This window comes from Gorillibacterium sp. sgz306347 (genome assembly GCF_059735245.1).
Map to the genome: position 1 here is coordinate 55,171 of NZ_JCAPET010000011.1, position 22,666 is coordinate 77,836.

The 22,666-nt window shown below is 62.5% G+C and carries 18 protein-coding genes; all 18 read left to right on the forward strand.

Going from position 1 to position 22,666, the window contains the following annotated elements:
• The first annotated feature begins 103 nt into the window (after positions 1-103).
• The gene (gene tig, locus AC6I6H_RS08325) at positions 104-1,408 is read left to right on the forward strand and encodes a trigger factor (RefSeq protein WP_497953284.1); all 1,305 of its coding nucleotides are present in this window, start codon (positions 104-106) and stop codon (positions 1,406-1,408) included.
• Between the two features lie 200 nt (positions 1,409-1,608).
• Positions 1,609-2,199 (forward strand): ATP-dependent Clp endopeptidase proteolytic subunit ClpP, encoded by a 591-nt coding sequence (clpP, locus tag AC6I6H_RS08330; protein WP_497953285.1) that lies wholly within the window; start codon positions 1,609-1,611, stop codon positions 2,197-2,199.
• Positions 2,200-2,215: 16 nt separating this feature from the next.
• On the forward strand, positions 2,216-3,469 hold the full coding sequence (gene clpX / locus AC6I6H_RS08335) for an ATP-dependent protease ATP-binding subunit ClpX (RefSeq protein ID WP_497953286.1): 1,254 nt from the start codon (positions 2,216-2,218) through the stop codon (positions 3,467-3,469).
• A 102-nt stretch (positions 3,470-3,571) separates the two neighbouring features.
• Entirely contained in the window at positions 3,572-4,690 is a 1,119-nt protein-coding gene (gene ispG, locus AC6I6H_RS08340) for a flavodoxin-dependent (E)-4-hydroxy-3-methylbut-2-enyl-diphosphate synthase (protein ID WP_497953287.1), read from the forward strand.
• Positions 4,691-4,828: 138 nt separating this feature from the next.
• On the forward strand, positions 4,829-6,568 hold the full coding sequence (gene lonB / locus AC6I6H_RS08345) for an ATP-dependent protease LonB (protein ID WP_497953288.1): 1,740 nt from the start codon (positions 4,829-4,831) through the stop codon (positions 6,566-6,568).
• Between the two features lie 83 nt (positions 6,569-6,651).
• Entirely contained in the window at positions 6,652-8,985 is a 2,334-nt protein-coding gene (lon, locus tag AC6I6H_RS08350; RefSeq protein ID WP_497953289.1) for an endopeptidase La, read from the forward strand.
• 15 nt (positions 8,986-9,000) lie between these two features.
• Complete coding sequence (gene yihA / locus AC6I6H_RS08355) at positions 9,001-9,627, forward strand: ribosome biogenesis GTP-binding protein YihA/YsxC (RefSeq protein ID WP_497953290.1); 627 nt, start codon at positions 9,001-9,003, stop codon at positions 9,625-9,627.
• A gap of 196 nt (positions 9,628-9,823) precedes the next feature.
• A complete protein-coding gene (hemA, locus tag AC6I6H_RS08360; protein ID WP_497953291.1) occupies positions 9,824-11,221 on the forward strand; it encodes a glutamyl-tRNA reductase in 1,398 nt (465 codons plus the stop codon).
• A gap of 67 nt (positions 11,222-11,288) precedes the next feature.
• A complete protein-coding gene (gene ccsA / locus AC6I6H_RS08365; protein WP_497953338.1) occupies positions 11,289-12,119 on the forward strand; it encodes a cytochrome c biogenesis protein CcsA in 831 nt (276 codons plus the stop codon).
• The gene (locus AC6I6H_RS08370; protein ID WP_497953292.1) at positions 12,119-12,850 is read left to right on the forward strand and encodes a precorrin-2 dehydrogenase/sirohydrochlorin ferrochelatase family protein; all 732 of its coding nucleotides are present in this window, start codon (positions 12,119-12,121) and stop codon (positions 12,848-12,850) included. Before ccsA ends, AC6I6H_RS08370 begins: the two co-directional genes overlap by 1 nt.
• 81 nt (positions 12,851-12,931) lie before the next feature.
• Positions 12,932-13,891: a hydroxymethylbilane synthase gene (gene hemC / locus AC6I6H_RS08375; RefSeq protein WP_497953293.1), complete on the forward strand. Its 960-nt coding sequence runs from the start codon at positions 12,932-12,934 to the stop codon at positions 13,889-13,891.
• A gap of 102 nt (positions 13,892-13,993) precedes the next feature.
• On the forward strand, positions 13,994-15,541 hold the full coding sequence (cobA, locus tag AC6I6H_RS08380) for a uroporphyrinogen-III C-methyltransferase (protein ID WP_497953294.1): 1,548 nt from the start codon (positions 13,994-13,996) through the stop codon (positions 15,539-15,541).
• A 66-nt stretch (positions 15,542-15,607) separates the two neighbouring features.
• Complete coding sequence (gene hemB / locus AC6I6H_RS08385) at positions 15,608-16,597, forward strand: porphobilinogen synthase (RefSeq protein WP_497953295.1); 990 nt, start codon at positions 15,608-15,610, stop codon at positions 16,595-16,597.
• Between the two features lie 100 nt (positions 16,598-16,697).
• Positions 16,698-17,780 carry a uroporphyrinogen decarboxylase gene (hemE, locus tag AC6I6H_RS08390; protein WP_497953296.1) on the forward strand — a complete coding sequence of 361 codons (1,083 nt, stop codon included), beginning with the start codon at positions 16,698-16,700 and terminating at the stop codon, positions 17,778-17,780.
• On the forward strand, positions 17,777-18,751 hold the full coding sequence (gene hemH / locus AC6I6H_RS08395) for a ferrochelatase (protein WP_497953297.1): 975 nt from the start codon (positions 17,777-17,779) through the stop codon (positions 18,749-18,751). The genes hemE and hemH overlap by 4 nt, the downstream gene beginning before the upstream one ends.
• On the forward strand, positions 18,741-20,207 hold the full coding sequence (gene hemG / locus AC6I6H_RS08400; RefSeq protein WP_497953298.1) for a protoporphyrinogen oxidase: 1,467 nt from the start codon (positions 18,741-18,743) through the stop codon (positions 20,205-20,207). The genes hemH and hemG overlap by 11 nt, the downstream gene beginning before the upstream one ends.
• A 46-nt stretch (positions 20,208-20,253) precedes the next feature.
• Complete coding sequence (hemL, locus tag AC6I6H_RS08405) at positions 20,254-21,552, forward strand: glutamate-1-semialdehyde 2,1-aminomutase (protein ID WP_497953299.1); 1,299 nt, start codon at positions 20,254-20,256, stop codon at positions 21,550-21,552.
• Between the two features lie 125 nt (positions 21,553-21,677).
• Positions 21,678-22,625, forward strand: coding sequence for an RluA family pseudouridine synthase (locus AC6I6H_RS08410; protein WP_497953300.1), 948 nt, complete (start codon positions 21,678-21,680; stop codon positions 22,623-22,625).
• Positions 22,626-22,666: the final 41 nt, after the last annotated feature.

The following is a 22,666-nucleotide window of genomic DNA, read 5'->3' on the forward strand; positions in this document are numbered from 1 at the left end:
AACGTCTTGTCTTGAAATGTGAGGGCGTAATGATTATAATGGAATGGTTTAAGGTCAACGGGTAAAACGAGGCAGGTACATTTTTTGGAGGGGAAAGCATAAAATGAAAGCAAGCTGGGAAATAATAGAGAAGAATCAAGGCGTCCTTACCGTCGAGGTTGAAGCCGAGCGTGTAAACGACGCGTTAGACAAAGCGTTCAAGAAAGTGGCCGGGAAAGTAACCGTTCCGGGCTTCCGCAAAGGCAAAGTGCCGCGGGCCATGTTCGAGCGCCGTTTCGGCGTGGAAAGCCTGTACCAGGACGCGCTGGATATCCTTCTTCCGGAAGTTTACACCGAAGCCGTCGAAGAAGTGAACATTGAGCCGATCGACCGTCCGGAAGTGGACGTACAGGAAATGGGCAAAGGCCAAGTGCTGAAATTCACCGCCAAAGTGGCCGTGAAGCCGGAAGTGGAGCTCGGCGAGTACAAAGGCGTCGAAGTGACGGAGAAATCCGCCGACGTGACCGCCGAGGAAGTCGAAGCCGAGCTGAAGCGCATGCAGGAACGTCACGCCGAGCTCGTAGTAGCCGGTGACGACGAAGCGGCTGTTAACGGCGACATCGCCGTTATCGACTTTGAAGGCTTTATGGACGACGTTGCCTTCGAAGGCGGCAAAGGCGAGAACCACTCCCTCGAGCTCGGTTCGGGCAGCTTTATCCCGGGCTTTGAAGAGCAAGTGGTCGGCATGAAGAAGGACGAAGAGAAAGAAGTCAACGTTACCTTCCCGGAAGAGTACCACGCGCCCGACCTGAAGGGAAAAGCGGCTGTCTTCAAAGTGAAGGTTAACGAAATCAAACGGAAAAACCTGCCCGAGCTGGACGACGAATTCGCGAAGGACGTCAGCGAATTCGACACGCTGGAGGAATACAAAGCCGACGTGGAAAAACGCCTCCGCGAGCAAAAGGAGCAATCCTTGAAGCGCGAGCTGGAGAATGCCGTGATCGAGAAGGTCGCCGCCGCCGCAACCGTGGATGTGCCGGACGTCATGATCGACAACGAAGTGGAAAATCTGTTCTCCGATTTCCGCAACCGCCTGGAAGGGCAAGGCATGAACCTGGAGCTTTACTCGCAGTTCACGGGTCAAACGGAAGAAGCCCTGAAAGAGCAAATGCGCGCGGATGCAAGCAAGCGCGTGCTGAACTCCCTGGTGCTGGAAGCCGTAGCGAAAGCCGAAAGCATCGAGCCGACGGAGGAAGACCTGAACAAGGAGCTTGAGCGTCTCGGCGGTCTGTACCAGCGCTCCAGCGAGGAAATCCGCACGCTGTTCGAATCCAACGGCATGCTGGACAACCTGAAGGCCGACCTGACCCGCAGCAAAGTGGTCGATTTCCTGGTCGAGTCCAGCGTCAAGAAGCCGGAAGAGGCGTAAACGTCGAATCCTAGCGAAAAAATGATGAACCCATACGGAAAGGCGTCGCATTTTCGGCGCCTTTCTTTTCCACTCCGGCTCCGCCCGGAGCCGCGCGGTTTCAACGTTTTTCCAATGGGTAAAAAATGACAGACGTCTTTAAACATGATAAAATAAAGCTGTGCAATCGGTTATTTTAGGGATGAAAGGATGCTGCCGGTATGAGTCTGATTCCTATGGTGGTTGAACAAGAAGCGCGCGGCGAAAGATCGTACGATATCTATTCCCGCCTGCTGAAGGACCGCATTATCTTTATCGGCGACGCGATCGACGACAGCGTGGCCAATCTGGTCATCGCCCAGCTGCTGTTTTTGCAGGCGGCGGATCCGGAGAAGGACATCAGCCTCTACATCAATTCTCCCGGAGGTTCCGTTACGGCCGGGATGGGCATTTACGATACGATGCAGTTCATCAAGCCGGATGTGTCCACCATCTGCGTCGGAATGGCGGCCAGCATGGCCTCGCTTCTTCTGACGGCCGGCGCGAAGGGGAAGCGTTACGCGCTGCCCAACAGCGAAGTGATGATCCACCAGCCGCTGGGCGGAGTCCGGGGACAGGCATCGGACATCCAGATTCACGCCGACTGGATCATCAAGACGAAGCGGAAGCTGAACGAAATTTACGTGACGCACACTGGTCAGCCCTACGAGAAGATCGACCGGGACACGGACCGGGACAACTTCATGTCTGCTGAGGATGCCAAGGCCTACGGGTTGATCGACGAGGTCATCACCCGAAAAGATTTAGTTTAACCCAAGGGGTGATCCGATGTTTAAATTTAACGAAGAGAAAGGTCAGCTCAAATGCTCGTTCTGCGGCAAATCGCAGGACCAGGTGCGCAAGCTGGTCGCCGGTCCCGGCGTCTACATTTGCGACGAATGCATCGAGCTGTGCACGGAAATCGTCGAGGAGGAGCTCGGACAGGACGAGGATCTCGACCTGAAGGACGTTCCCAAGCCGCGCGACATCCGGAACATTCTCGACCAGTATGTCATTGGACAGGACATGGCCAAGAAGTCTTTGTCCGTCGCTGTATATAATCACTACAAGCGCATCAACACCCAAAGCAGCAAGGACGAAGTCGAGCTCGCCAAGAGCAATATCCTGCTGCTCGGGCCGACCGGCAGCGGCAAAACGCTGCTTGCCCAGACGCTCGCCAAAATCCTGAACGTTCCGTTCGCCATCGCCGACGCCACTTCCTTGACGGAAGCGGGCTACGTCGGGGAAGACGTCGAGAACATTCTGCTCAAGCTGATCCAATCGGCGGATTACGACGTGGAGAAAGCGGAGCGCGGCATCATTTACATCGACGAAATCGACAAAGTGGCCCGCAAATCCGAGAACCCGTCGATCACCCGCGACGTTTCCGGCGAGGGCGTGCAGCAAGCGCTGCTGAAGATCCTCGAAGGAACGGTCGCTTCGGTTCCGCCCCAGGGCGGCCGCAAGCACCCGCATCAGGAATTCATCCAGATCGACACGACGAACATTCTGTTCATCGTAGGCGGCGCCTTCGACGGACTGGAATCGATCATCAAACGCCGCATCGGCAAAAAGGTGATCGGCTTCGGCACCGACGGGCACAAAACGGATCTCAAGCCGGGCGAATACCTTTCCCTCGTGCTGCCAGAGGATCTGCTGAAATTCGGCCTGATCCCCGAATTTGTCGGCCGGATTCCGGTCATCTCCACCCTGGAGCCGCTTGACGAGACTGCGCTCGTACGGATCCTTACGGAGCCGAAGAATGCGCTCGTGAAGCAGTACCAGAAGCTGCTGGAGATGGACAGCGTGAATCTGGAGTTCACCGAGGAAGCGCTGGAGTCGATCGCCAAGGAAGCGATCAAACGCAACACCGGCGCCCGAGGCCTCCGGGCGATCATCGAAAGCATTATGCTGGATGTCATGTTCGACATCCCGTCCCGGACGGACGTCAGCAAATGCGTCGTGACCAAGGAAGTGGTGCAGGAGAAAATTGCGCCGCTCTTGACCACGAAGGAGTCCAAGAAGAAGGAAGAGAGCGCGTAACCGCGCCCGACCAACCGCATCTAAATCCGTTACGCCTCCGCTGCGGAGCCCTATCGAGGGGCCGTAGCGGAGGATCTTTGCATAGAGAGGGAGAAGCCTGCCATGTTCCACAGAAAAGACACGATCCCGGTCAAAGTCGGCAACCTGACCATCGGCGGCAGCGACAGCATCGTCATTCAGAGCATGTGCACGACCAAAACCGCGGACGTGGAAGCGACCGTGGCCGAAATCCTTCGGCTGGAGGAAGCGGGCTGCCAGATCGTCCGCGTGACCGTCAACAACGAGGAGGCCGCCGAAGCCATCCGCGAGATCAAACGGCGCATTCATATTCCGCTTGTGGCGGACATTCATTTCGATTACCGGCTTGCCCTGAAAGCAATCGAAAACGGCATCGACAAGGTGCGCATCAATCCGGGCAACATCGGCCGCCGGGAAAAGGTAGAAGCCGTCGTCAAAGCCTGCAAGGAGCGGGGTATCCCGATCCGCATCGGCGTGAACGCCGGTTCGCTGGAAAAGCATCTGCTGGACAAGTACGGCTATCCGACCGCCGACGCGATGGTGGAAAGCGCCTTGTTCCACATCGGCATTCTGGAGGAGCTGGATTTTCACGACATCATCGTGTCTCTGAAAGCTTCGGACGTGCCGATGGCGATCGAAGCGTATACCAAAGCCGCCGCAGCCTTCCGCTATCCGCTTCACCTGGGCATTACCGAATCCGGGACGCTGTTCTCCGGCACGATCAAAAGCTCGGCCGGGCTCGGAGCGCTCATCTCGCTGGGCATCGGCTCGACCGTCCGCGTGTCGCTGAGCGCCGATCCGGTCGAAGAGGTGAAGGTGGCGCGCGAGCTGCTCAAGATTTTCGGTCTTGTCTCCGACGCGCCGACGCTGATTTCCTGTCCGACCTGCGGCCGCCTGGACATCGACCTGTTTTCCGTCGCCAACGAGGTGGAGGAGTACCTGTCCAAGCTGCGGGTGCCGATCAAGGTATCCGTGCTGGGCTGCGCGGTTAACGGTCCCGGGGAGGCGCGCGAAGCCGATATCGGCATCGCGGGCGCCCGGGGCGAAGGCATGCTGTTCCGGTACGGCGAAATGATCCGCAAGGTGCCGGAAGCGGAGCTGGTCAACGAGCTCAAAAAGGAAATCGACGCGATCGCTCTGGAATACGAGCGGACGGGCAAAATTCCCGGCCGCCGGCACGAGAAAAGCGACGCCGTCGTCTGATACCATGCCGCGAGGTCCATCCCGCCGCCTCTCTCCCCGGAGAGAGGCGGCTTTTCTTTTGCCGCAAGGCTCGTCCGCAGCGGTTAAACGCCCTGCGCACCGGGAAATACTAGGCAGTAGATGAAGGAGGGACCTCTTATGGGACTTAGTGTCGCGCTGATGACGATTCAGGTGTTTTTTGCCGTGGTGATCGGGCTCTATTTCTGGAACCTGCTGCGCACCCAGCAAACCAACCGGACTGCGGTAGACCGGGAGTCGAAAAAGGAAATGGAACGGCTCCGCAAGCTCCGCTCCGTGTCGCTGTCCAAGCCGCTTTCCGAGAAAACGCGCCCGGGGGCGCTGCAGGAAATTGTCGGCCAAAAGGAAGGGGTTCGCGCTCTGAAGGCTGCGCTCTGCGGACCGAATCCCCAGCATGTGCTGATTTACGGGCCGCCCGGCGTCGGCAAAACGGCGGCCGCCCGGGTCATTCTGGAGGAGGCGAAAAAGAATCCGGCCTCCCCGTTCCGCCAGGATGCCAAATTCGTCGAGACGGATGCGACCATCGCCCGCTTCGACGACCGGGGCATCGCCGATCCGCTGATCGGCTCGGTCCACGATCCGATTTATCAGGGAGCGGGGGCCATGGGCGTGGCGGGCATCCCGCAGCCGAAGCCGGGCGCGGTTTCCAAAGCGCACGGGGGTGTTTTGTTCATCGACGAAATCGGCGAACTTCATCCCGTGCAGATGAATAAGCTGCTCAAAGTGCTGGAGGACCGCAAGGTCTTTCTGGAAAGCTCTTATTACAATTCGGAAGACTCCAATATTCCGGGCTACATCCACGATGTGTTTCAAAACGGGCTGCCGGCCGATTTCCGGCTGGTAGGCGCGACTACCCGGACCCCGCAGGAGATTCCGGCCGCCGTCCGGTCGCGCTGCATGGAGATCTTTTTCCGCCCCCTTCTGCCCGATGAAATCGGCGCCATAGCGGAGAACGCCATCCGCAAAATCGGGTTTCCCGACGCGCCGGATGCCGTGGAAGTGGTGAAGCGCTACGCCGCGAACGGCCGCGAAGCGGTCAATATCGTCCAGCTGGCCGCGGGTCTCGCCATGACCGACAAGCGGCAGGCCCTGACGCCGGACGATGTCGAGTGGGTCGTCAACAACAGCCAGATCCCGCCCCGGCCGGAGCGGCGCATTCCGTCCGCGCCGCGCGTCGGGTATGTCAACGGGCTGGCCGTATACGGGCCGAATCTCGGCATGCTGCTGGAGATTGAGGTCACGGCCATGCCGGCCGCATTGCCGGGAACGGGGCGCTTTACGATTACCGGCGTCGTCGACGAAGAGGAGATGGGCGGCGGCGCGCGGACGCTGAGGCGCAAGAGCATGGCGCGCGGTTCGGTGGAGAACGTGCTCACGGTGCTGCGGCGGCTCGGGTTCGAGCCGGAAAACCACGACCTGCACATCAACTTCCCCGGCGGAACGCCGATCGACGGTCCTTCCGCCGGCGTTTCCATGGCGGCTGCCATCGCCTCGGCCATCCGCGGCATCCCGGTTGACAACCGGCTGGCGATGACCGGGGAAATGAGCATTCACGGCAAAGTGAAGCCGGTCGGCGGCGTGGTGCCCAAGGTCGAGGCGGCCATTCAAGCCGGCGCGACCCGGATTGTGATCCCCCGGGAGAACTGGCAGGAGCTGTTCCGCGGAATTGAAGGCGTGGAGGTGCGGCCGGTGGAGTCGGCGGAGGAAGCGCTGGAGTATGCCTTGGGCCTCCGGTTTGCGGGAGAAGCCCAAACGGATGACGCGCCCGCCGCAGCGGAGGGAATCGCGCCCGCCGCGATGCCGTTTCTCCGCGCCGACAACGGCTTCGGAGGCAGTCCGGGCGGAGGACACGGGGGCTGACGCCCGAATTGGTGTTTTCGCCTGAGGTTTGATAAACTGGTTTTACCAAGATAGACAAGGCGAAAGACCACTGGAGGTGGAGCATGGGGCAGTACCACACAAACGCCAAACAAATGCCTTTGCTGCCTTTGCGGGGGCTTTTGGTTTACCCGAGCATGGTTTTGCATCTGGATGTGGGGCGCGAGAAGTCGGTAAAAGCGCTGGAGCAGGCCATGGTGGAGGACAGCGTGATCCTGCTGTCTTCCCAATCCGAAATCAACATTGAAGACCCCGCCAGGGACGATATATACCGCATCGGCACCGTCGCCAAGGTGCGGCAGATGCTGAAGCTGCCCAACGGAACCATCCGCGTTCTGGTGGAGGGCCTGGTACGGGCGGAAATTCTCGAATACCTGGACAGCGAAGAGTATTACACGGTGCTTCTCCGGGAGCTGCCGGAGGAAACCGATACGAGCCCGGAAATCGATGCGCTGATGCGCACCGTGCTGAACCAGTTTGAGCATTACATCACCCTTTCCAAAAAGGTCACGCCCGAGACGCTGGCTTCCGTTTCCGACATCGACGAGCCCGGGCGGCTGGCCGATGTGATCACGAGCCACCTGTCGCTCAAGATCAAGGACAAACAAGAGATTTTGGAAACCGTGAACCCGCGGGAGCGGCTGGAAAAGCTGCTCGACATTCTCGGCAACGAGCGGGAAGTGCTGGAGCTGGAGCGGAAGATCGGCCAGAGGGTCAAGAAGCAGATGGAGAAGACCCAGAAGGAATACTACCTGCGGGAGCAGATGAAGGCGATTCAGAAGGAGCTTGGCGACAAGGAAGGCCGCGCCGGAGAAGTCGAGGAGCTTCGGGCGCAGGCGGAGGAAGCGAAGCTGCCGGACAAAGTCCGCGACAAGATCAACAAGGAGATCGACCGTCTGGAGAAAATGCCCGCGGCTTCGGCCGAAGGCGGGGTCGTCCGCAATTACATCGACTGGCTGCTGGCGCTGCCGTGGCTGAAGCAGACCGACGACGACCTTGATTTGGCGAAGGCCGAGGAGATTCTCGACGAGGACCATTACGGCCTGGAGAAGCCGAAGGAGCGGGTGCTGGAATACCTGGCGGTTCAGCAGCTGGTCAAAAAGCTCAAAGGCCCGATCCTCTGCCTGGTGGGGCCGCCGGGCGTGGGCAAGACGTCCATCGCGCGTTCCATCGCCCGCTCGCTGAACCGGGAGTTCATCCGGATTTCGCTCGGCGGCGTGCGCGACGAAGCAGAAATCCGGGGCCACCGGCGCACGTACGTCGGCGCGATGCCCGGCCGGATTATCCAGGGCATGAAGACGGCGGGCACGTCGAACCCCGTTTTCCTGCTGGATGAAATCGACAAGATGGCGATGGATTTCCGGGGCGACCCTTCGGCGGCGCTGCTGGAGGTGCTCGATCCCGAGCAGAACCAATCTTTCAGCGATCATTACATCGAGCTGCCGTTCGATTTGTCGAACGTCATGTTCGTGACCACCGCGAACGGAGCGCATAACATTCCCCGGCCGCTTCTCGACCGGATGGAAATGCTGCACATTCCCGGCTATACCGAAATCGAGAAGCTGCACATCGCCCAGAACTACCTGCTGCCGAAGCAAAAGAGGGAGCACGGGCTCGACGAGGATAAGCTGACGGTGGACGAAGCCGCCATATTGACGATCATCCGCGAATATACCCGGGAGGCGGGCGTGCGCAACCTGGAGCAGCAAATGGCCAGCCTGTGCCGGAAAACCGCGAAGGAGATCATTTCCGGGGCGGAGAAGGTCGCGGTCGGCCGGGAGGAGCTCAAACGCTACCTCGGCCCGGCGAAATTCCGCTACGGCATGGCCGAGGAAGAGGACCAGGTCGGGGCCGTGACCGGCCTTGCGTGGACCGAGGTCGGCGGAGACACCATGGTCATCGAAGTGAGCGTGCTGCCGGGGAGCGGCAAGCTTACCTTGACCGGCAAGCTCGGGGACGTCATGAAGGAATCGGCGCAGGCCGCCTTCAGCTATACCCGCTCGCGGATCAAGGAATTCGACCTCCCGGCCGACTTTCACGAGAAGAACGACATACACGTGCACGTGCCGGAGGGCGCGATTCCGAAGGACGGTCCTTCGGCGGGCATTACGATGGCGACGGCGCTGATCTCCGCACTCACGGGCGCAGCGGTCTCGAAGGAAGTGGCGATGACCGGGGAAATCACGCTGCGCGGGCGCGTCCTGCCGATCGGCGGGCTCAAGGAGAAATCGCTGGCGGCTCACCGGGCGGGTATCCGCACCATTTTGTTCCCCAAAGACAATGAAAAAGACCTGGAGGAAATTCCGGAGAGCGTGCGGGGCGCGATTCGTTTCATTCCCGTAAGCCATATGGACCAAGTGCTGGAATATGCGCTGGTGAAGCCGCTCCAGGTCGGATAACGAAAGAGGGAAACCATGAAGGTCAAACAGGCTGAATTCATTATCAGCGCGGTTGGACCGGGGCAATACCCACAGGACGCCCTGCCGGAGATCGCTTTGGCGGGGCGTTCCAACGTAGGGAAATCTTCGCTGATCAACCGGCTGCTCGGCCGGAAGAACCTGGCGCGGACCAGCTCCCAGCCCGGAAAAACCCAGACGCTGAATTATTACCGGATTAATGATTTCTTTTATTTTGTCGACGTTCCCGGCTACGGCTATGCCAAGGTGTCCAAAACCCAGCGCGCCGAGTGGGGGAAATTCATCGAGCGGTACTTGACCACGCGCGAGCCGCTGCGGAAGGTGCTCCTGATCGTGGATGTGCGCCACCCCCCGACGAAGGACGACCAGGCCATGTACGAATGGCTGCTGCATTTCGACATCGAGATTATTGTCATCGCCACCAAAGCGGACAAGATCCCGAAAAGCAAATGGCAGAAGCACGTGAAGGAAATGCGCGAAGGACTGGGGATGCCCAAGGGCCAGGCCCCGCTTTTGTTCTCTTCGGAAACCGGAATGGGCGCGGACGAGCTGTGGGCGCTGATCGACCGGGCGGTCGATTGGCCGGAGGAAGAGGCGGCGGCCGGACCGCAAGGAACTGCCTGAGTCAGGTCAACCATGGGAATCCACCCATGGTTTTTTGCTATCCTGCGCAGCACGAATTATGATAAATTTGAATTTGTCAATGAAAATGGACACAACTTTTTCGAATTTATGGCCGTTCCGCTTCGGAAAGCGTGACAAGGCTGTGCTATAATAAGAGAAGTTGAAAAATAGAGAAAAGGGGGCAGGTGAACCAACCATGCATATCATGGCAGTCGGACTCAATTACCGGACGGCACCTGTTGACGTACGGGAGAAGTTTGCCATACCGGACGGGGAACTGCAGGCTGCGCTTCACGAGCTGAAGGCTACCACGAGCGTGCTGGAATGCGTGATTGTCGCCACCTGCAACAGAACCGAATTTTATCTTGTCGTGGACCGGACACCGATGTGCCGGCACTATATAAATAGCTTTTTGGAACGCCGTTTCGGCATTTCCCGGGACGCGTTTTCCTCGCATCTCTACCATTACGATAACAAAGAAGCGGCCCTGCATCTGTTTCGGGTCGCTTGCGGCCTGGACTCGATGGTCATCGGGGAGACGCAAATTCTCGGCCAGGTCCGGGATGCGTTCCTGATCGCCCAGGAAGAGGGCACGACGGGAACGATCTTTAATTCGCTGTTCAAGCATGCCGTCACCGTGGGCAAACGGGCCCACACGGAAACGCCGATCGGCGAAAACCCCGTGTCGGTCAGCTACGCGGCCGTGGAGCTTGGGAAAAAGATATTCGGCAGCTTCGCCGGCAAAAACGTGCTGGTGATCGGCGCCGGGCAGATGAGCGAGCTCACCGTCAAGCACCTGCAAAGCGGCGGAGCCGGGACGGTGACCGTAGCCAACCGGACCCGGGAGCGCGCGGAGGAGCTGGCGCATAAGGTATCCGGACGCGTCTGGCCGTACGAGCGGCTTGCCGACGCGCTGGCCGAGGCCGACGTGGTGATCAGCTCGACAGGCTCGCGCGAGCCGATTCTTCGCGCGGCGGACGTGGAGATGGTGCTGCCCGGGCGGAAATCCCGGCCGCTGTTCCTGATCGACATCGCCGTGCCGCGCGACCTCGATCCGGCCATTTCCGGGCTTCCCGGCGTCTATCTGTACGACATTGACGATCTGGAGTCCATCGTGGAATCCAACCTGGAGGAACGCCGCCGGGTGGCCGCCGTCATTGAAGAGCTGATTCAGGAACAATATGAAACGTACGAAGCCTGGTACAAGACGCTTGGCGTCGGACCGGTCATTCAGGCGCTGCAGGAGAAATCGGCCCGCGTTCACGAAGAGACGATGGAGAGCATGCTGAAAAAGCTCCCCGAGCTGAGCGAGCGGGAAATCCAGGTGATCCGCCGTCTGTCCAAGAGCATGGTCAACCAGCTGCTGCGCGACCCCATTCTCCGGATCAAGGAAATGGCGGGCGAAGCGGACGGGGAGGAAGCGCTCGACCGGTTCGTCAAGATGTTTGCGCTGGAGGAAGCCATGGCGGCGCAAGGGGAGCGGGAACAGCAGGCAGCGCGCCGCAAAGCGGACGAAACGGCAAAAGCAGCCAAAGAAGACCGGCTGCCCGCCGCGCCGCTGCTCGGCTGGGAAGCTTTGGCCAGCACGTCCTGACGGCCGTTTCCGCTTTCCGGCGGAACAGCGGCCGATCTCCCGCTGGGGGTGAGATTGTCGAGTGAGCATGCCTTTGCTTTTGTCCGCCGCCATCGCGGCGGGATACGCCCTGAGCCTGCTGTTTTCCTTTTCCGATTTTCTGAAAGAAAACCGGAGCGCGAAACGGCTGGGCGCGGGGTTTCTGCTTCTTGCCTGGGTTCTTCAAACCGGAGGTCTCGCTTATCTGCCGCCGCTGCGCGGCGAGTGGATGCGCGACCTGTACGGCGAGCCGGTCGGACTGCTGCTCCTCGCCTGGCTTCTCGCCGGCCTGTCGCTGGCCATGTACCGCTTCGCGCGGATCGATCTGTTTGTGTTTGCGGGCGGGCTTCTGGGCTCCGCCTTTTTTTCCTTTGCGCTGACGGCCGGATCGGATACGCCCGCCGCGGCCGGCGTCTGGTCCGTATCGGGCGGGCTGCTGTTTTTGCACGTGTTTTTTGCGGTGGCGGGGTACGCCGCTTTTGCGGCCGCTGCGGTGCTGTCGGGGATGCATCTTCTGATGGACCGAAAGCTGAAGGAAAAGCGCTGGTCGCCCTTGATGCGGCGGCTTCCCAGCCTGGAGCGGACCGACCGGTACGCCTACCGGGCGGTGCTGCTCGGCTTTCCGCTGCTGCTGGCGGCTCTGGCGCTGGGCGTGGCCTGGATGCTGCTCCCCGGCCGGCCGTCGCTGCTTCTGGACGCGAAAGTGCTGGCTTCGCTGCTGATTCTGGCGGTTTACGCCTATTTGCTGTACCTGCGGATGACCGCGCGAGCGGCCGGAACCCGGCTCGCCCGGTTAAATCTCGCGGCCTTCGCGCTGGTGCTGCTGAATCTGTTTGCGGTTAACGGACTGTCCGTGTTTCACCGCTGGGGGTGGATGTGATGAGCGAAGAACAGCCGCTGTATCCGGCGATGCTTCGCCTTGCCGGCCGGCCCTGCCTGATCTTCGGAGGCGGCGCCGTCGCCGAGCGGAAGGCGGCGGGTCTGCTTGCCTCCGGCGCGGCCGTAACGGTCGTCAGTCCGGAGCTGACGGACCGGCTGGCGGCCTGGGCGGAGGAAGGGCGGCTGCGGGCGGAGCGCCGCGTCTACCGCGAAGGGGAAGTGCGCGCCGGCCGGGCCGTGCTGGTGTTTGCCGCCACGGACAGCCCGGAGGCAAACGCCCGCATTGCCGCCGAAGCGGAGGAGGCGTGCCGGCTGTGCAACCGGGCCGACGAGCCCGGACAAGGCGGCTTCGCCGTTCCCGCGTCCGTCCGACGTGGCAGGCTGCAGGTCGCCGTCTCGACGGCGGGCGCAAGCCCGGCCGCCGCACGCGCCCTGGCTGCCGATATCGGGAGCCGCTACGGCGAAGCCTATGAAGCGTACCTCGACTTCCTGCAGGAGGTCCGCGAGCTGGTGCGGGCCGGGACGGAGGACCCGGCCCTTCGCCGCAAGCTGCTGCTGCAGGCGGCCGAATGGGGGACGTCCGCCGATTACCGGAAAGGCTCCGTTTTCCGGGAGGAGAGGCTGGCAGGCCTTCGCGGCATGCTGCGATTCGATGAGCCGGAGCAGGGCGAAGCGCGTCTGTCCGGGCCGGTTAATACGCCGGGAGGCAATTCGGACTTCGAGACAAAATAAGGTATAATGGGAAAAACCCGAATGCGCTGTCCGGACGGAGGCGGGGCAGGGACCCTGCCGAAGCGGACGAAAGGAGCTTTCATGCGTACCGTAAAAGTGGGCACGAGACAAAGCGCGCTGGCGCTGACGCAAACCGGCCAAGTGGTGGAAAGCCTGAAACGGGCCGCCGCCGAAAATGGGGTGGCGTGCAGCTTTGAAATCGTGAAAATCGTAACAAAAGGCGACCGGATTCTCGACGTCACCTTATCCAAAGTGGGCGGCAAAGGCTTGTTTGTCAAAGAAATTGAACAGGCTCTGCTGTCCGGTGAAATCGATATGGCGGTGCACAGCATGAAGGACGTGCCTTCCGTGCGGCAGGACGGCCTGGCAATCGGAGCCGTTCCGAAGCGGGTCGATCCCCGCGACTGCCTGATCACCCGCGGCCCCGCTTCGCTGGAGGAGCTGCCGCAGGGCGCGCTTGTCGGCACAAGCAGCCTGCGCCGGGCGTCCCAGCTGCTGGCCGCCCGGCCGGACCTGCGGGTCGAGCCGGTGCGCGGCAACATCGATTCCCGCCTCCGCAAGCTGGAGACGGAAGGCTTCGACGCCATCCTGCTTGCGGCCGCCGGCCTTCAGCGGATGGGCTGGGAGGACCGGATCAGCGCCTTTTTGCCGCCGGAGACATGCATTCCCGCTGTAGGCCAAGGCGCGCTCGGCATCGAATGCCGGGCGGACGACGCCTTTATGCTGGAGCTGCTCGGCCGCATCAACCATCCGCCGACCGCGCTTGCGGTCCGGGCGGAGCGGGCGTTTCTGGCCCGCCTGAACGGAGGCTGCCAGGTGCCGATCGGCGCGCACGCCGTCCTCCTGGAGGACGAAGCGGGCGCGGCAGCCGGCGGCGCGCGGCTGCGGCTGACCGGAATGGTAGGCCGGCCGGACGGGACCGAGCGGCTTGCGGACACGCGGGAAGGGACGGACCCGGAAGCGCTGGGCGTTCAGCTGGCCGAGGCGCTGGCCGCGCGGGGAGCCGACCGGATCCTGGCGGAATACGCCGTGCCGGAGTAAAGGACAGTTCGCCAAAAGCAATCCGCAGCCGGCGGCTGCGACGTTCGGCGCTTGCCGGATAGGGAAGCGCCGAACGCCGGGCGGAACAGGAGTGGAATACGCATGGGAATGGGAAAAGTATTTCTTGTAGGGGCGGGACCGGGCGATCCGAAGCTGATTACGGTCCGGGGCCTGGAGGCGATCGCCAAGGCCGATGTTGTCGTTTACGACCGGCTGGCCAACCCGGCCCTGCTGAAGCATATGAAGCCGGGGGCGCGCAAGCGGTACGTCGGCAAGCTGCCCGACCGCCACACGCTGCAGCAGGAAGAAATCAATCAGCTGCTGGTGGACCTGGCGCTTGAAGGCAACATCGTAACCCGCCTGAAGGGCGGCGACCCCTCCTTGTTCGGGCGGGTCGGGGAAGAGGCGGAGCTGCTGGCCCGAAACGGCATTGAATACGTCATTGTGCCAGGTATTACATCGGCGCTCGCCGTGCCCGCTTATGCGGGCATCCCTGTGACCCACCGCGACTTTACGTCATCGCTTTCCATCGTGACGGGCCACGAAGCCAAAAAGCTGGAGAGCGGCGCCCTCGATTGGGCCAAGCTGTCCGCGGCTGCGGGAACGACCGTTTTCCTCATGGGCGTTTCCAATCTCGCGGCGATTCGGGACGCTCTTCTGGCGGGCGGGCGTTCTCCCGAAACGCCGGCTGCGGTTATCCAGTGGGGGACCCGGCCGGAGCAGCGGACCGTCACGGGAACCTTGTCCACCATCGTGCGGGAGGTGGAGCGCGCGGGCGTGGAATCGCCCGCCGTCATTATCGTCGGGGAGGTGGTCGGCTTGCGGGAAAAGCTGGCCTGGTTTGAGAAAAAGCCCCTGTTCGGCCGCCGCATTCTGGTCACCCGTTCGCGGACGCAGTCCAGCGGGCTGGCGGACCAGATCGACGAATGGGGCGGAGAAGCGCTGGAGATCCCGGTCATCCGGCTGGTCCGGCCGACCGATCCGGCCAAACGGGCGGCGCTGGACGACGCGCTGGGGCGGCTCGGCGAATACGACTGGGTGTTCTTCACCAGCTCCAACGCCGTGGAATTCTTTTTCTGCCGCCTTGCCGAGCTTGGCGGAGATATCCGCGCGCTCGCAGGCGCAAAAATAGCGGCCGTCGGCGCGAAGACGGCGGCCGCGCTCCGGGAACGCGGGCTGGCCGCCGACTTTCAGCCGGCCAAGTTTCAGGCCGAGCATCTGCTGGAAACCGCCAGGCCCTACCTGCGGGCGGGACAAAAGGCCTTTCTGCCGCGTTCGGGGCTGGCGCGCCGGGTGCTGCCCGAAGGGCTGGCCCGCCTTGGCGTCGAGGTGACGGAGGCGGATCTTTACGAGCCCGTGCCCGCTCTCGAAAACGCGGACGACCTGATCCGCATGCTGACGGAAAGCCGGATCGATGCGGTGTCCTTTACAAGCTCGTCCACCGTGACGAGCATGCTGGCCATGCTCCGGCACTCCGGCGCCGAAGACCGGGTTCCCGGCCTGCTCGCCATTCCGGCCGTTTGCATCGGACCGGTGACGGCGGAAACGGCCCGCAAGGCGGGCTTTGCCCGGGTGATCGTATCGGAGGAAGCCACCGTGGAATCGCTGGCGGAATCCATGCAGGAACTGAACGAAGCAAACGAACGTTAACCGCACGCGGCGTTCCCGGCCGGTTTTCCGCCCGGAGAGGGCCGCATTTTCCAAGGAGGTTTCAGCATGCCTTATCCCTATGTCCGGCACCGCCGGCTGCGCACGTCCGCGGCCATGCGCAGCCTGGTTCGTGAATTTTCGTATACCGCGGATGATTTGATTTATCCGCTTTTTGTCGCCGAAGGAGAGGGGGTACGGAACGAAATCCCGTCCATGCCCGGCGTCTATCACCTTTCGCTTGACCGTCTCGGGGAAGAGCTGGACGAGGTCGCCGCCCTCGGCATCAAGGCGGTCCTCCTGTTCGGCATTCCCGATACGAAGGACGCCTGCGGCACCTCCGCCTTCGATGAGAACGGAATCGTCCAGCGGGCCACCCGGCTGGCGAAGGAACGCCACCCCGGGCTTCTCGTTGTCGCGGACACCTGCCTGTGCGAATACACCGATCACGGCCACTGCGGCATGGTGCACCACACCGTGAAGGGCGTTGAGATCAAGAACGACGAGTCTCTGGAGCTGTTGGCCAAAACGGCGGTTTCCCAGGCCCGGGCGGGCGCCGACATCATCGCCCCGTCGAACATGATGGACGGCTTTGTTCATGCGATCCGATCGGCGCTGGACGAAGAAGGCTTCGAGAACGTCCCGATCATGTCGTACGCGGTTAAATACTCGTCGGCGTTTTACGGCCCGTTCCGCGAAGCGGCGCAATCCGCGCCGCAATTCGGCGACCGCAAAACCTACCAGATGGACCCGGCCAACGCCCGCGAGGCGCTGCGCGAAGCCGAGTCCGACGTCGCGGAAGGGGCGGACATGCTGATCGTCAAGCCCGCGCTCGCTTACATGGACATCATCAAATCGGTCCGCGACAACTTCGATCTTCCGGTTGTCGCCTACAACGTGAGCGCGGAGTATTCGATGGTGAAAGCCGCCGCCGCGAACGGCTGGATCGACGAGCGCGCCATCGTGACCGAAACGCTGACCGGCTTCAAGCGGGCCGGGGCGGATCTGATCATCACCTATTTTGCCAAGGACGCCGTTCGCTGGCTGCAGGAGCGCTGAAGCGGCGGACCCGAATTCACCAAAAGCGGAAAAGCCGGCGCGGCGGCCCTTGCCGGAAGGGCGGGAAAGCCGCGTCCGTTCTGCGGAACAGGAGACCGAAGTGGCCTATAACGATACGTTTTTGAGGGCCTGCCGCAAGGAAACGACCGATTTCGTTCCGGTCTGGTACATGCGGCAAGCGGGCCGGTACGATCCCGAGTACCGGAAAATCAAGGAGAAGTACAGCCTGCTGGAAATTTGCCGCCAGCCCGAGCTTGCGGCGGAAGTCACCCTGATGCCGGTGCGCAAGCTCGGCGTGGACGCCGCCATTTTATATTCCGATATTATGAATCCGGTTGCTTCGCTCGGCATCGATTTTGACATCGTCAAGAACGTCGGTCCGGTGGTGCACAATCCGATCCGCTCCGCGCAGGATGTCGCCCGGCTTACGCCGATCGATGCGGAGGGCGATCTCGGGCATGTCCTCCGGACCATCGAAATCCTCGACCGCGAGCTGGAGGTGCCGCTGATTTCCTTTGCCGGCGCGCCTTTTACCATCGCCAGCTATCTGATCGAAGGCAAGCCTTCCAAGCAGTACCTGCGTACCAAAGAAATGATGTACGGCGCGCCCGAGGTCTGGTTTTCGCTGATGGACAAACTGGGAGACATGGCAATCGCTTATTTGAAAGCGCATATTGCGTCGGGAGCCAAAGCCGTGCAGCTGTTCGACAGCTGGGTCGGCGCTCTGAGCCCGCAGGATTTCCGCCATTATGTGCGGCCGACGGTGGAACGCATTTTTGCCGAGCTGTCCGGTCTTCCGCAGCCGAAAATTTATTTTCCCGGGGTCAGCTCCGGGGAGCTGCTCCCGCATTTGGCGGGCATTCAGGCGGATGTGATCGGCCTTGACTGGCGGGTTTCCCTGACGGAGGGCCGGCGCCGTACCGGAGGCGCTTATGCGGTGCAGGGCAACCTGGACCCGTATCTGCTCACCGCCCCCATGGAGCTGGTCCGCGAAAGGGCCGGCGCCCTGATCGACGAAGGCATCCGGGAGCCGGGCTTTATTTTCAATCTCGGGCACGGCTTATTCCCGCAGGCGGACCTTGGAAAGCTGAAGGAATTGACGGATTTCGTGCACGACTATTCCCGGAGCGCGCTCGCCCAAGAAGCGGGCGCGGAGCGCCGGAAAGCGGAGGTTAACGGATGAGCGGCAAACGCATCGGAGTTTTGGTCATGTCTTACGGAACGCCCGCCAGCATGGACGGCATCGCGGACTATTACACCCACATCCGCCGGGGCCATCCGCCGACGCCCGAGCAGCTGGCGGAGCTGGTCGGCCGCTACGAAGCGATCGTAGGCGGGGTGTTCCCGCTGCGCGAAAACACAAACGCCCAGGTCGCCGCGCTGGAGCGGGCGCTTAACGAAACGGGCGGCGGCGCGGAGTACATCTGCCGCCAGGGCCTGAAGCACGCCAGCCCCTACGTGCCGGACGGAGTGGCGGCGCTGAAGGAAGCGGGGGTGGAGGAGGCGGTCGGCATTGTGCTGGCGCCCCATTATTCCTCCATGAGCGTCGGTGGGTATGTCCGCCAGGCGCGGGAGAAAGCGGAGGAGCTTGGGCTGCCGATCCGGTTTGTGCTGAGCTACCACCTGCACCCGCTGCTGCTGGAAGCTTTTGCGTCCCGCGTTTCCCGCCGGCTGGAGGATTTCGCCGGTGAAGGCGTCGCGAAGGACAACGTCCGTGTGCTTTTCACGGCGCACAGCCTGCCGGCGTCGATACTGGAAAGCGGCGATCCGTACCCGGATCAGCTGCTGGAGACCGCCCGGGAGATCGCAGAGCGGTCAGGCGTCGCCAACTGGTCGTTTGCCTGGCAGAGCGCCGGCCGCACGGCGGTGCCCTGGCTCGGCCCGGACATTCTGGACGTGCTTGCGCAGCTCGCGGAAAGCGGCACGGAGAACGTTCTCGTTTGCCCGATCGGCTTTGTGTCGGATCATTTGGAAATTCTTTACGATGTGGACATCGAATGCCGGCGGGAAGCGGGGCGTCTGGGGCTCCGCCTGATGCGGACGGAGTCGCTGAATACCGATCCCCTTTATATCGGGACGCTGAAGGAAGCCGTTCTGGCCGAGCTGAGCCGCGCCCCGGAGGAACGAAAGGAAGGGTTGCACAGTGGAACGTAACCGCGATAACCGGATTGTCGTGCTGGGCGGCGGCATCACGGGGCTGACCGCCGCGTTTTACGCCTCCCGCTTTGCGGCGGAAGCGGAGCTGCCGGTATCCATAACGGTGCTGGAAAAAAGCGAACGGCTGGGCGGCCGGATCCACACGCTGAACCGCGAAGGCTTCGTGATTGAAAAAGGAGCCGACTCCTTTCTTTCGCGCAAGCTGCCGATGCTGGAGCTGAGCCGCGACCTCGGTCTGGAGGGGAAGCTGGTGCCGCAGGGCCAAAAAGGCCGCAAATCGTATTTTCTGCACCGGGGACGCTTGCATCCGGCCCCATCCGGGATGGTGCTGGGGATTCCCACCGACCTTCCCGCGTTCATGGAGACGGGACTCGTTTCACCGGCGGGCAAAACCCGTGCGCTGGAGGACCTGACGCTTCCCCGTGCGGAGACCGACGCCGACGAATCGCTCGGCGGATTCCTCGAGAGGCGGCTTGGCGCCGAACTGGTGGAGAGCGTGGCGGAGCCGCTGCTAGCCGGCATTTACGCCGGGGACCTGTATAAGCTCAGCCTGGCTGCGACCTTTCCCCAGTTCCGGGACGCCGAGCGCCAGTACGGCAGTGTCATTCAAGGCATGCAGGAAAGCCAGAAAAACCGCCCGGTTTCTTTTCAGAATTCGCCCGAAGCGGCGCGGAGCAGCGCCTTTTTGTCCTACGGGGAGGGGCTGTCGACGGTCATCGGGGAGCTGGAGCGTCAGCTGACGGAAGCCGGCGGGGAGGTGCTTTTCGGCACGGCGGCCGTGCGCATCGAGAAAGACCGGGAGGAAGGCGGGTACCGCGTACACCTCGACCGGGGCGATTCTCTCCGCGCCGATGCGGTGATCGTGGCTCTGCCGTCGTACGAATACCCCGGCCTCTTGCCCCACCTGCCGGCGCTGGCCAAGCTTTCGGAGCTGCCGTATGTTTCGGTGGCGAACGTGGCGCTCGCTTATGACGAAAAAGAAGCGGACCTGACCTTCGATGGAGCCGGGTTCGTCATTTCCCGCAAGGAAGGCCGGTTTATTACCGCCTGCACCTGGACGTCGCAAAAGTGGGAGCATACCGCCCCCGAAGGGAAAATTTTGATCCGCTGCTACGTGGGGCGCTCCGGGGATGAAGAATGGGTGAAGCTGACGGATGAAGAAATCGCCGCCAAGGTGAAGGAAGAAGTGCGGGAGCTGCTTGGCATCCAAGCAGAGCCGCTCTTTTGCGAAATCACCCGGCTCTACCGGTCGATGCCGAATTACCCGGTCGGCCATTTGGAAACGGTCGAGCAGGCGCGCCGCGAGCTTGGAGCGGCCATGCCCGGCGTCCTGATCACGGGCGCGGCGTTTCACGGCGTCGGCGTTCCCGATTGCGTCCGGCAGGGCAGGGAAGCGGCGGAGGACGCCGTGCTCGGGTTAAAAAAGCGGAACGCGTCGCCCAGCGGCTCCTGAGACGGGCGCCGGCGGGTTCAGACCAAACAGAGAGGCGGCAGTAGTGATGGAAACGGAACGCAAAAGAAAAGACGACAAGTCCCGCGCCGCGTTTGTTGAGGCGAAGCAGTACATACCCGGAGGGGTGAACAGCCCCGTACGGGCGTTCAAGTCGGTCGGCCTCACGCCCGTGTTTGTCGAGCGGGCGGCCGGAAGCCGGATATATGACATCGACGGAAATACGTTTATCGATTATATCTGCTCGTGGGGGCCGCTCATTCTCGGCCATGCGCATCCGGAAGTAGTGGAGGCGATCAAACGCACGGCGGAAAAGGGGACCAGCTTCGGCGCCCCGACCGAGCTGGAAACGGCGATGGCCCGGCTCGTCTGCGAGCGGGTGCCCTCCGTGGACATCGTGCGGATGGTCAACAGCGGAACGGAAGCGACGATGAGCGCCATCCGGCTGGCCCGGGGCGTGACCGGGCGCGGCAAGATTCTCAAGTTTGAAGGCAGCTACCACGGCCATGCCGATTCCCTTCTGATCAAGGCGGGCTCCGGCGTCGCGACCCTGGGGCTTCCCGACAGCCCGGGCGTTCCGGAAAGCGTCGCCGCCAACACGCTCACGGTGCCGTACAACGACCTGGAATCGGCCCGTCTTGTGTTCGAGAAGTTCGGGGAAGAGCTGGCCGGCGTGATTGTCGAGCCGGTCGCCGGGAACATGGGCGTCGTTCCGCCGCAGCCCGGCTTTCTGGAAGGCCTGCGCGAGCTGACGAGGCAGTACGGCGCGATTCTGATTTTCGACGAGGTGATGACCGGCTTCCGCGTCGGCTACGGCTGCGCGCAGGAGCGGTTCGGCGTGACGCCGGACTTGACCACCTTCGGTAAGGTCATCGGCGGCGGTCTGCCCGTGGGCGCATACGGCGGGCGGCGCGAGCTGCTGGAGCAGATAGCCCCGAGCGGCCCGATTTACCAGGCCGGGACGCTTTCCGGCAACCCGCTCGCCATGGCGGCCGGCTTCGCCACGCTGAGCCTGCTCACGCCGGAGGTTTACGACCGGCTGGAGCGCTCGGCCGCACGGCTGGAAGCCGGCTTCCGCCAAAACGCCGCCGAAGCGGGCGTGCCGGTAACGATCAACCGGGTCGGCTCGATGGTGTGCCCGTTCTTCACGGAAGGCCCGGTCATCAATTACGAAACGGCGCGGGCTTCGAACCTCGACCGGTTCGTCCGTTATTTCGGGCATCTGCTGGACCAGGGCGTTTGCGTCGCCCCGTCCCAGTTTGAAGGCATGTTTGTGTCGGCCGCGCACAGCGACGAAGACATCGAAGCGACGATCGAGGCGAACCGGCGGGCGCTTCTCGCGCTGTAAGGCAACGGAAGGAGCATCCGCATGGGAAAATACAACCTGTTTGGCGTCCCGCTTGATCTTCTCCTGGTGATGGGAATCTTCGGCCTCGCCCTTCTGCTCCTGGTCTGGAAAGGGGCGCGGAGCAAATGAGCCCGTCGGGAAGCCGAAAAGGCGAATGGTGGGAAACGGAGCTTCCCCCGGGCCTGGAGCCCGAGAGCTGGCTGCGCGGGTTCGGCCTGCCGGAAAGCTATCTCCGCCGTCTGAAGGCGGCGGAGGGACTCCGGCTGCGCGGCGGGCGGCTGTCGCTCCGGCTGTTTCCCGCTTCGGACGAGCCGCAGTTCGAGCCGGAGTGGGACGAGCCGGAGCTTTTGTACGAGGACGACTTCTGCCTCGTGGCGAACAAGCCCGCCGGCATGGCGGTGCATCCGTCCCGTCCGGGCCAGACGGGCACGCTTGCGGGCCGGCTGGCCGGTTATTTCACGCTCACGGGCCAGCCGTGCCGCGTGCGCCACATCCACCGGCTGGACGAGGACACCACGGGGCCGGTGCTGTACGCCAAAAACGAGTTTGCCCACCTGCTCCTGGACGAGCGGATGCGCCGCAAGGAAATCGGGCGCACGTATTTGGCGCTGGTGGAAGGCTGCACCGCCCGGCGGCAGGGCACGATTGACGCGCCCATCGGCCGGGACCGCCACCACGCGTCGCGCCGCCGCGTCAGCCCGGGCGGAGAGCCGGCCGTCACGCATTACGAGACGCTGGAGCGGTACCGCGGATACACGCTGGTCCGCCTGCGGCTCGAAACGGGACGGACGCACCAGATTCGCGTCCATCTGAGCCACCTCGGCCATCCGCTGGCAGGCGATGCGCTGTACGGAGGCCGGCAGGAAGCGTCCGCGGACAGCCTGGCACCGACCGCCGGCCGCGCGGGGGCTTCCGCGCCCCGTCTCATTTTCGCCCGTCAGGCGCTGCATGGCGAACGGCTTGCTTTTCCGCATCCGTGGACAGGCCTGACGGTGGAGGCCGAAGCCCCTCTTCCCGCCGATTTTGCAAGCTGGCTCGGGGCGCTGGACAGCGGGACCCCCGGCCCGAAATAGTTGGCATGCTCCCTCCCGGGAGTCCATATACTGGATAAGGA

Excerpts from the sequence above, each read along its gene's own strand:
- ccsA (WP_497953338.1), top strand. The coding sequence starts at position 11,289 with ATGCCTTTGCTTTTGTCCGCCGCCATCGCGGCGGGATACGCCCTGAGC.
- yihA (WP_497953290.1), top strand. The coding sequence starts at position 9,001 with ATGAAGGTCAAACAGGCTGAATTCATTATCAGCGCGGTTGGACCGGGG.
- hemA (WP_497953291.1), top strand. The coding sequence starts at position 9,824 with ATGCATATCATGGCAGTCGGACTCAATTACCGGACGGCACCTGTTGAC.
- lon (WP_497953289.1), top strand. The coding sequence starts at position 6,652 with ATGGGGCAGTACCACACAAACGCCAAACAAATGCCTTTGCTGCCTTTG.
- hemH (WP_497953297.1), top strand. The coding sequence starts at position 17,777 with ATGAGCGGCAAACGCATCGGAGTTTTGGTCATGTCTTACGGAACGCCC.
- clpX (WP_497953286.1), top strand. The coding sequence starts at position 2,216 with ATGTTTAAATTTAACGAAGAGAAAGGTCAGCTCAAATGCTCGTTCTGC.
- ispG (WP_497953287.1), top strand. The coding sequence starts at position 3,572 with ATGTTCCACAGAAAAGACACGATCCCGGTCAAAGTCGGCAACCTGACC.
- tig (WP_497953284.1), top strand. The coding sequence starts at position 104 with ATGAAAGCAAGCTGGGAAATAATAGAGAAGAATCAAGGCGTCCTTACC.
- lonB (WP_497953288.1), top strand. The coding sequence starts at position 4,829 with ATGGGACTTAGTGTCGCGCTGATGACGATTCAGGTGTTTTTTGCCGTG.
- hemB (WP_497953295.1), top strand. The coding sequence starts at position 15,608 with ATGCCTTATCCCTATGTCCGGCACCGCCGGCTGCGCACGTCCGCGGCC.
- hemL (WP_497953299.1), top strand. The coding sequence starts at position 20,254 with ATGGAAACGGAACGCAAAAGAAAAGACGACAAGTCCCGCGCCGCGTTT.
- AC6I6H_RS08370 (WP_497953292.1), top strand. The coding sequence starts at position 12,119 with ATGAGCGAAGAACAGCCGCTGTATCCGGCGATGCTTCGCCTTGCCGGC.
- hemC (WP_497953293.1), top strand. The coding sequence starts at position 12,932 with ATGCGTACCGTAAAAGTGGGCACGAGACAAAGCGCGCTGGCGCTGACG.
- AC6I6H_RS08410 (WP_497953300.1), top strand. The coding sequence starts at position 21,678 with ATGAGCCCGTCGGGAAGCCGAAAAGGCGAATGGTGGGAAACGGAGCTT.
- clpP (WP_497953285.1), top strand. The coding sequence starts at position 1,609 with ATGAGTCTGATTCCTATGGTGGTTGAACAAGAAGCGCGCGGCGAAAGA.
- cobA (WP_497953294.1), top strand. The coding sequence starts at position 13,994 with ATGGGAATGGGAAAAGTATTTCTTGTAGGGGCGGGACCGGGCGATCCG.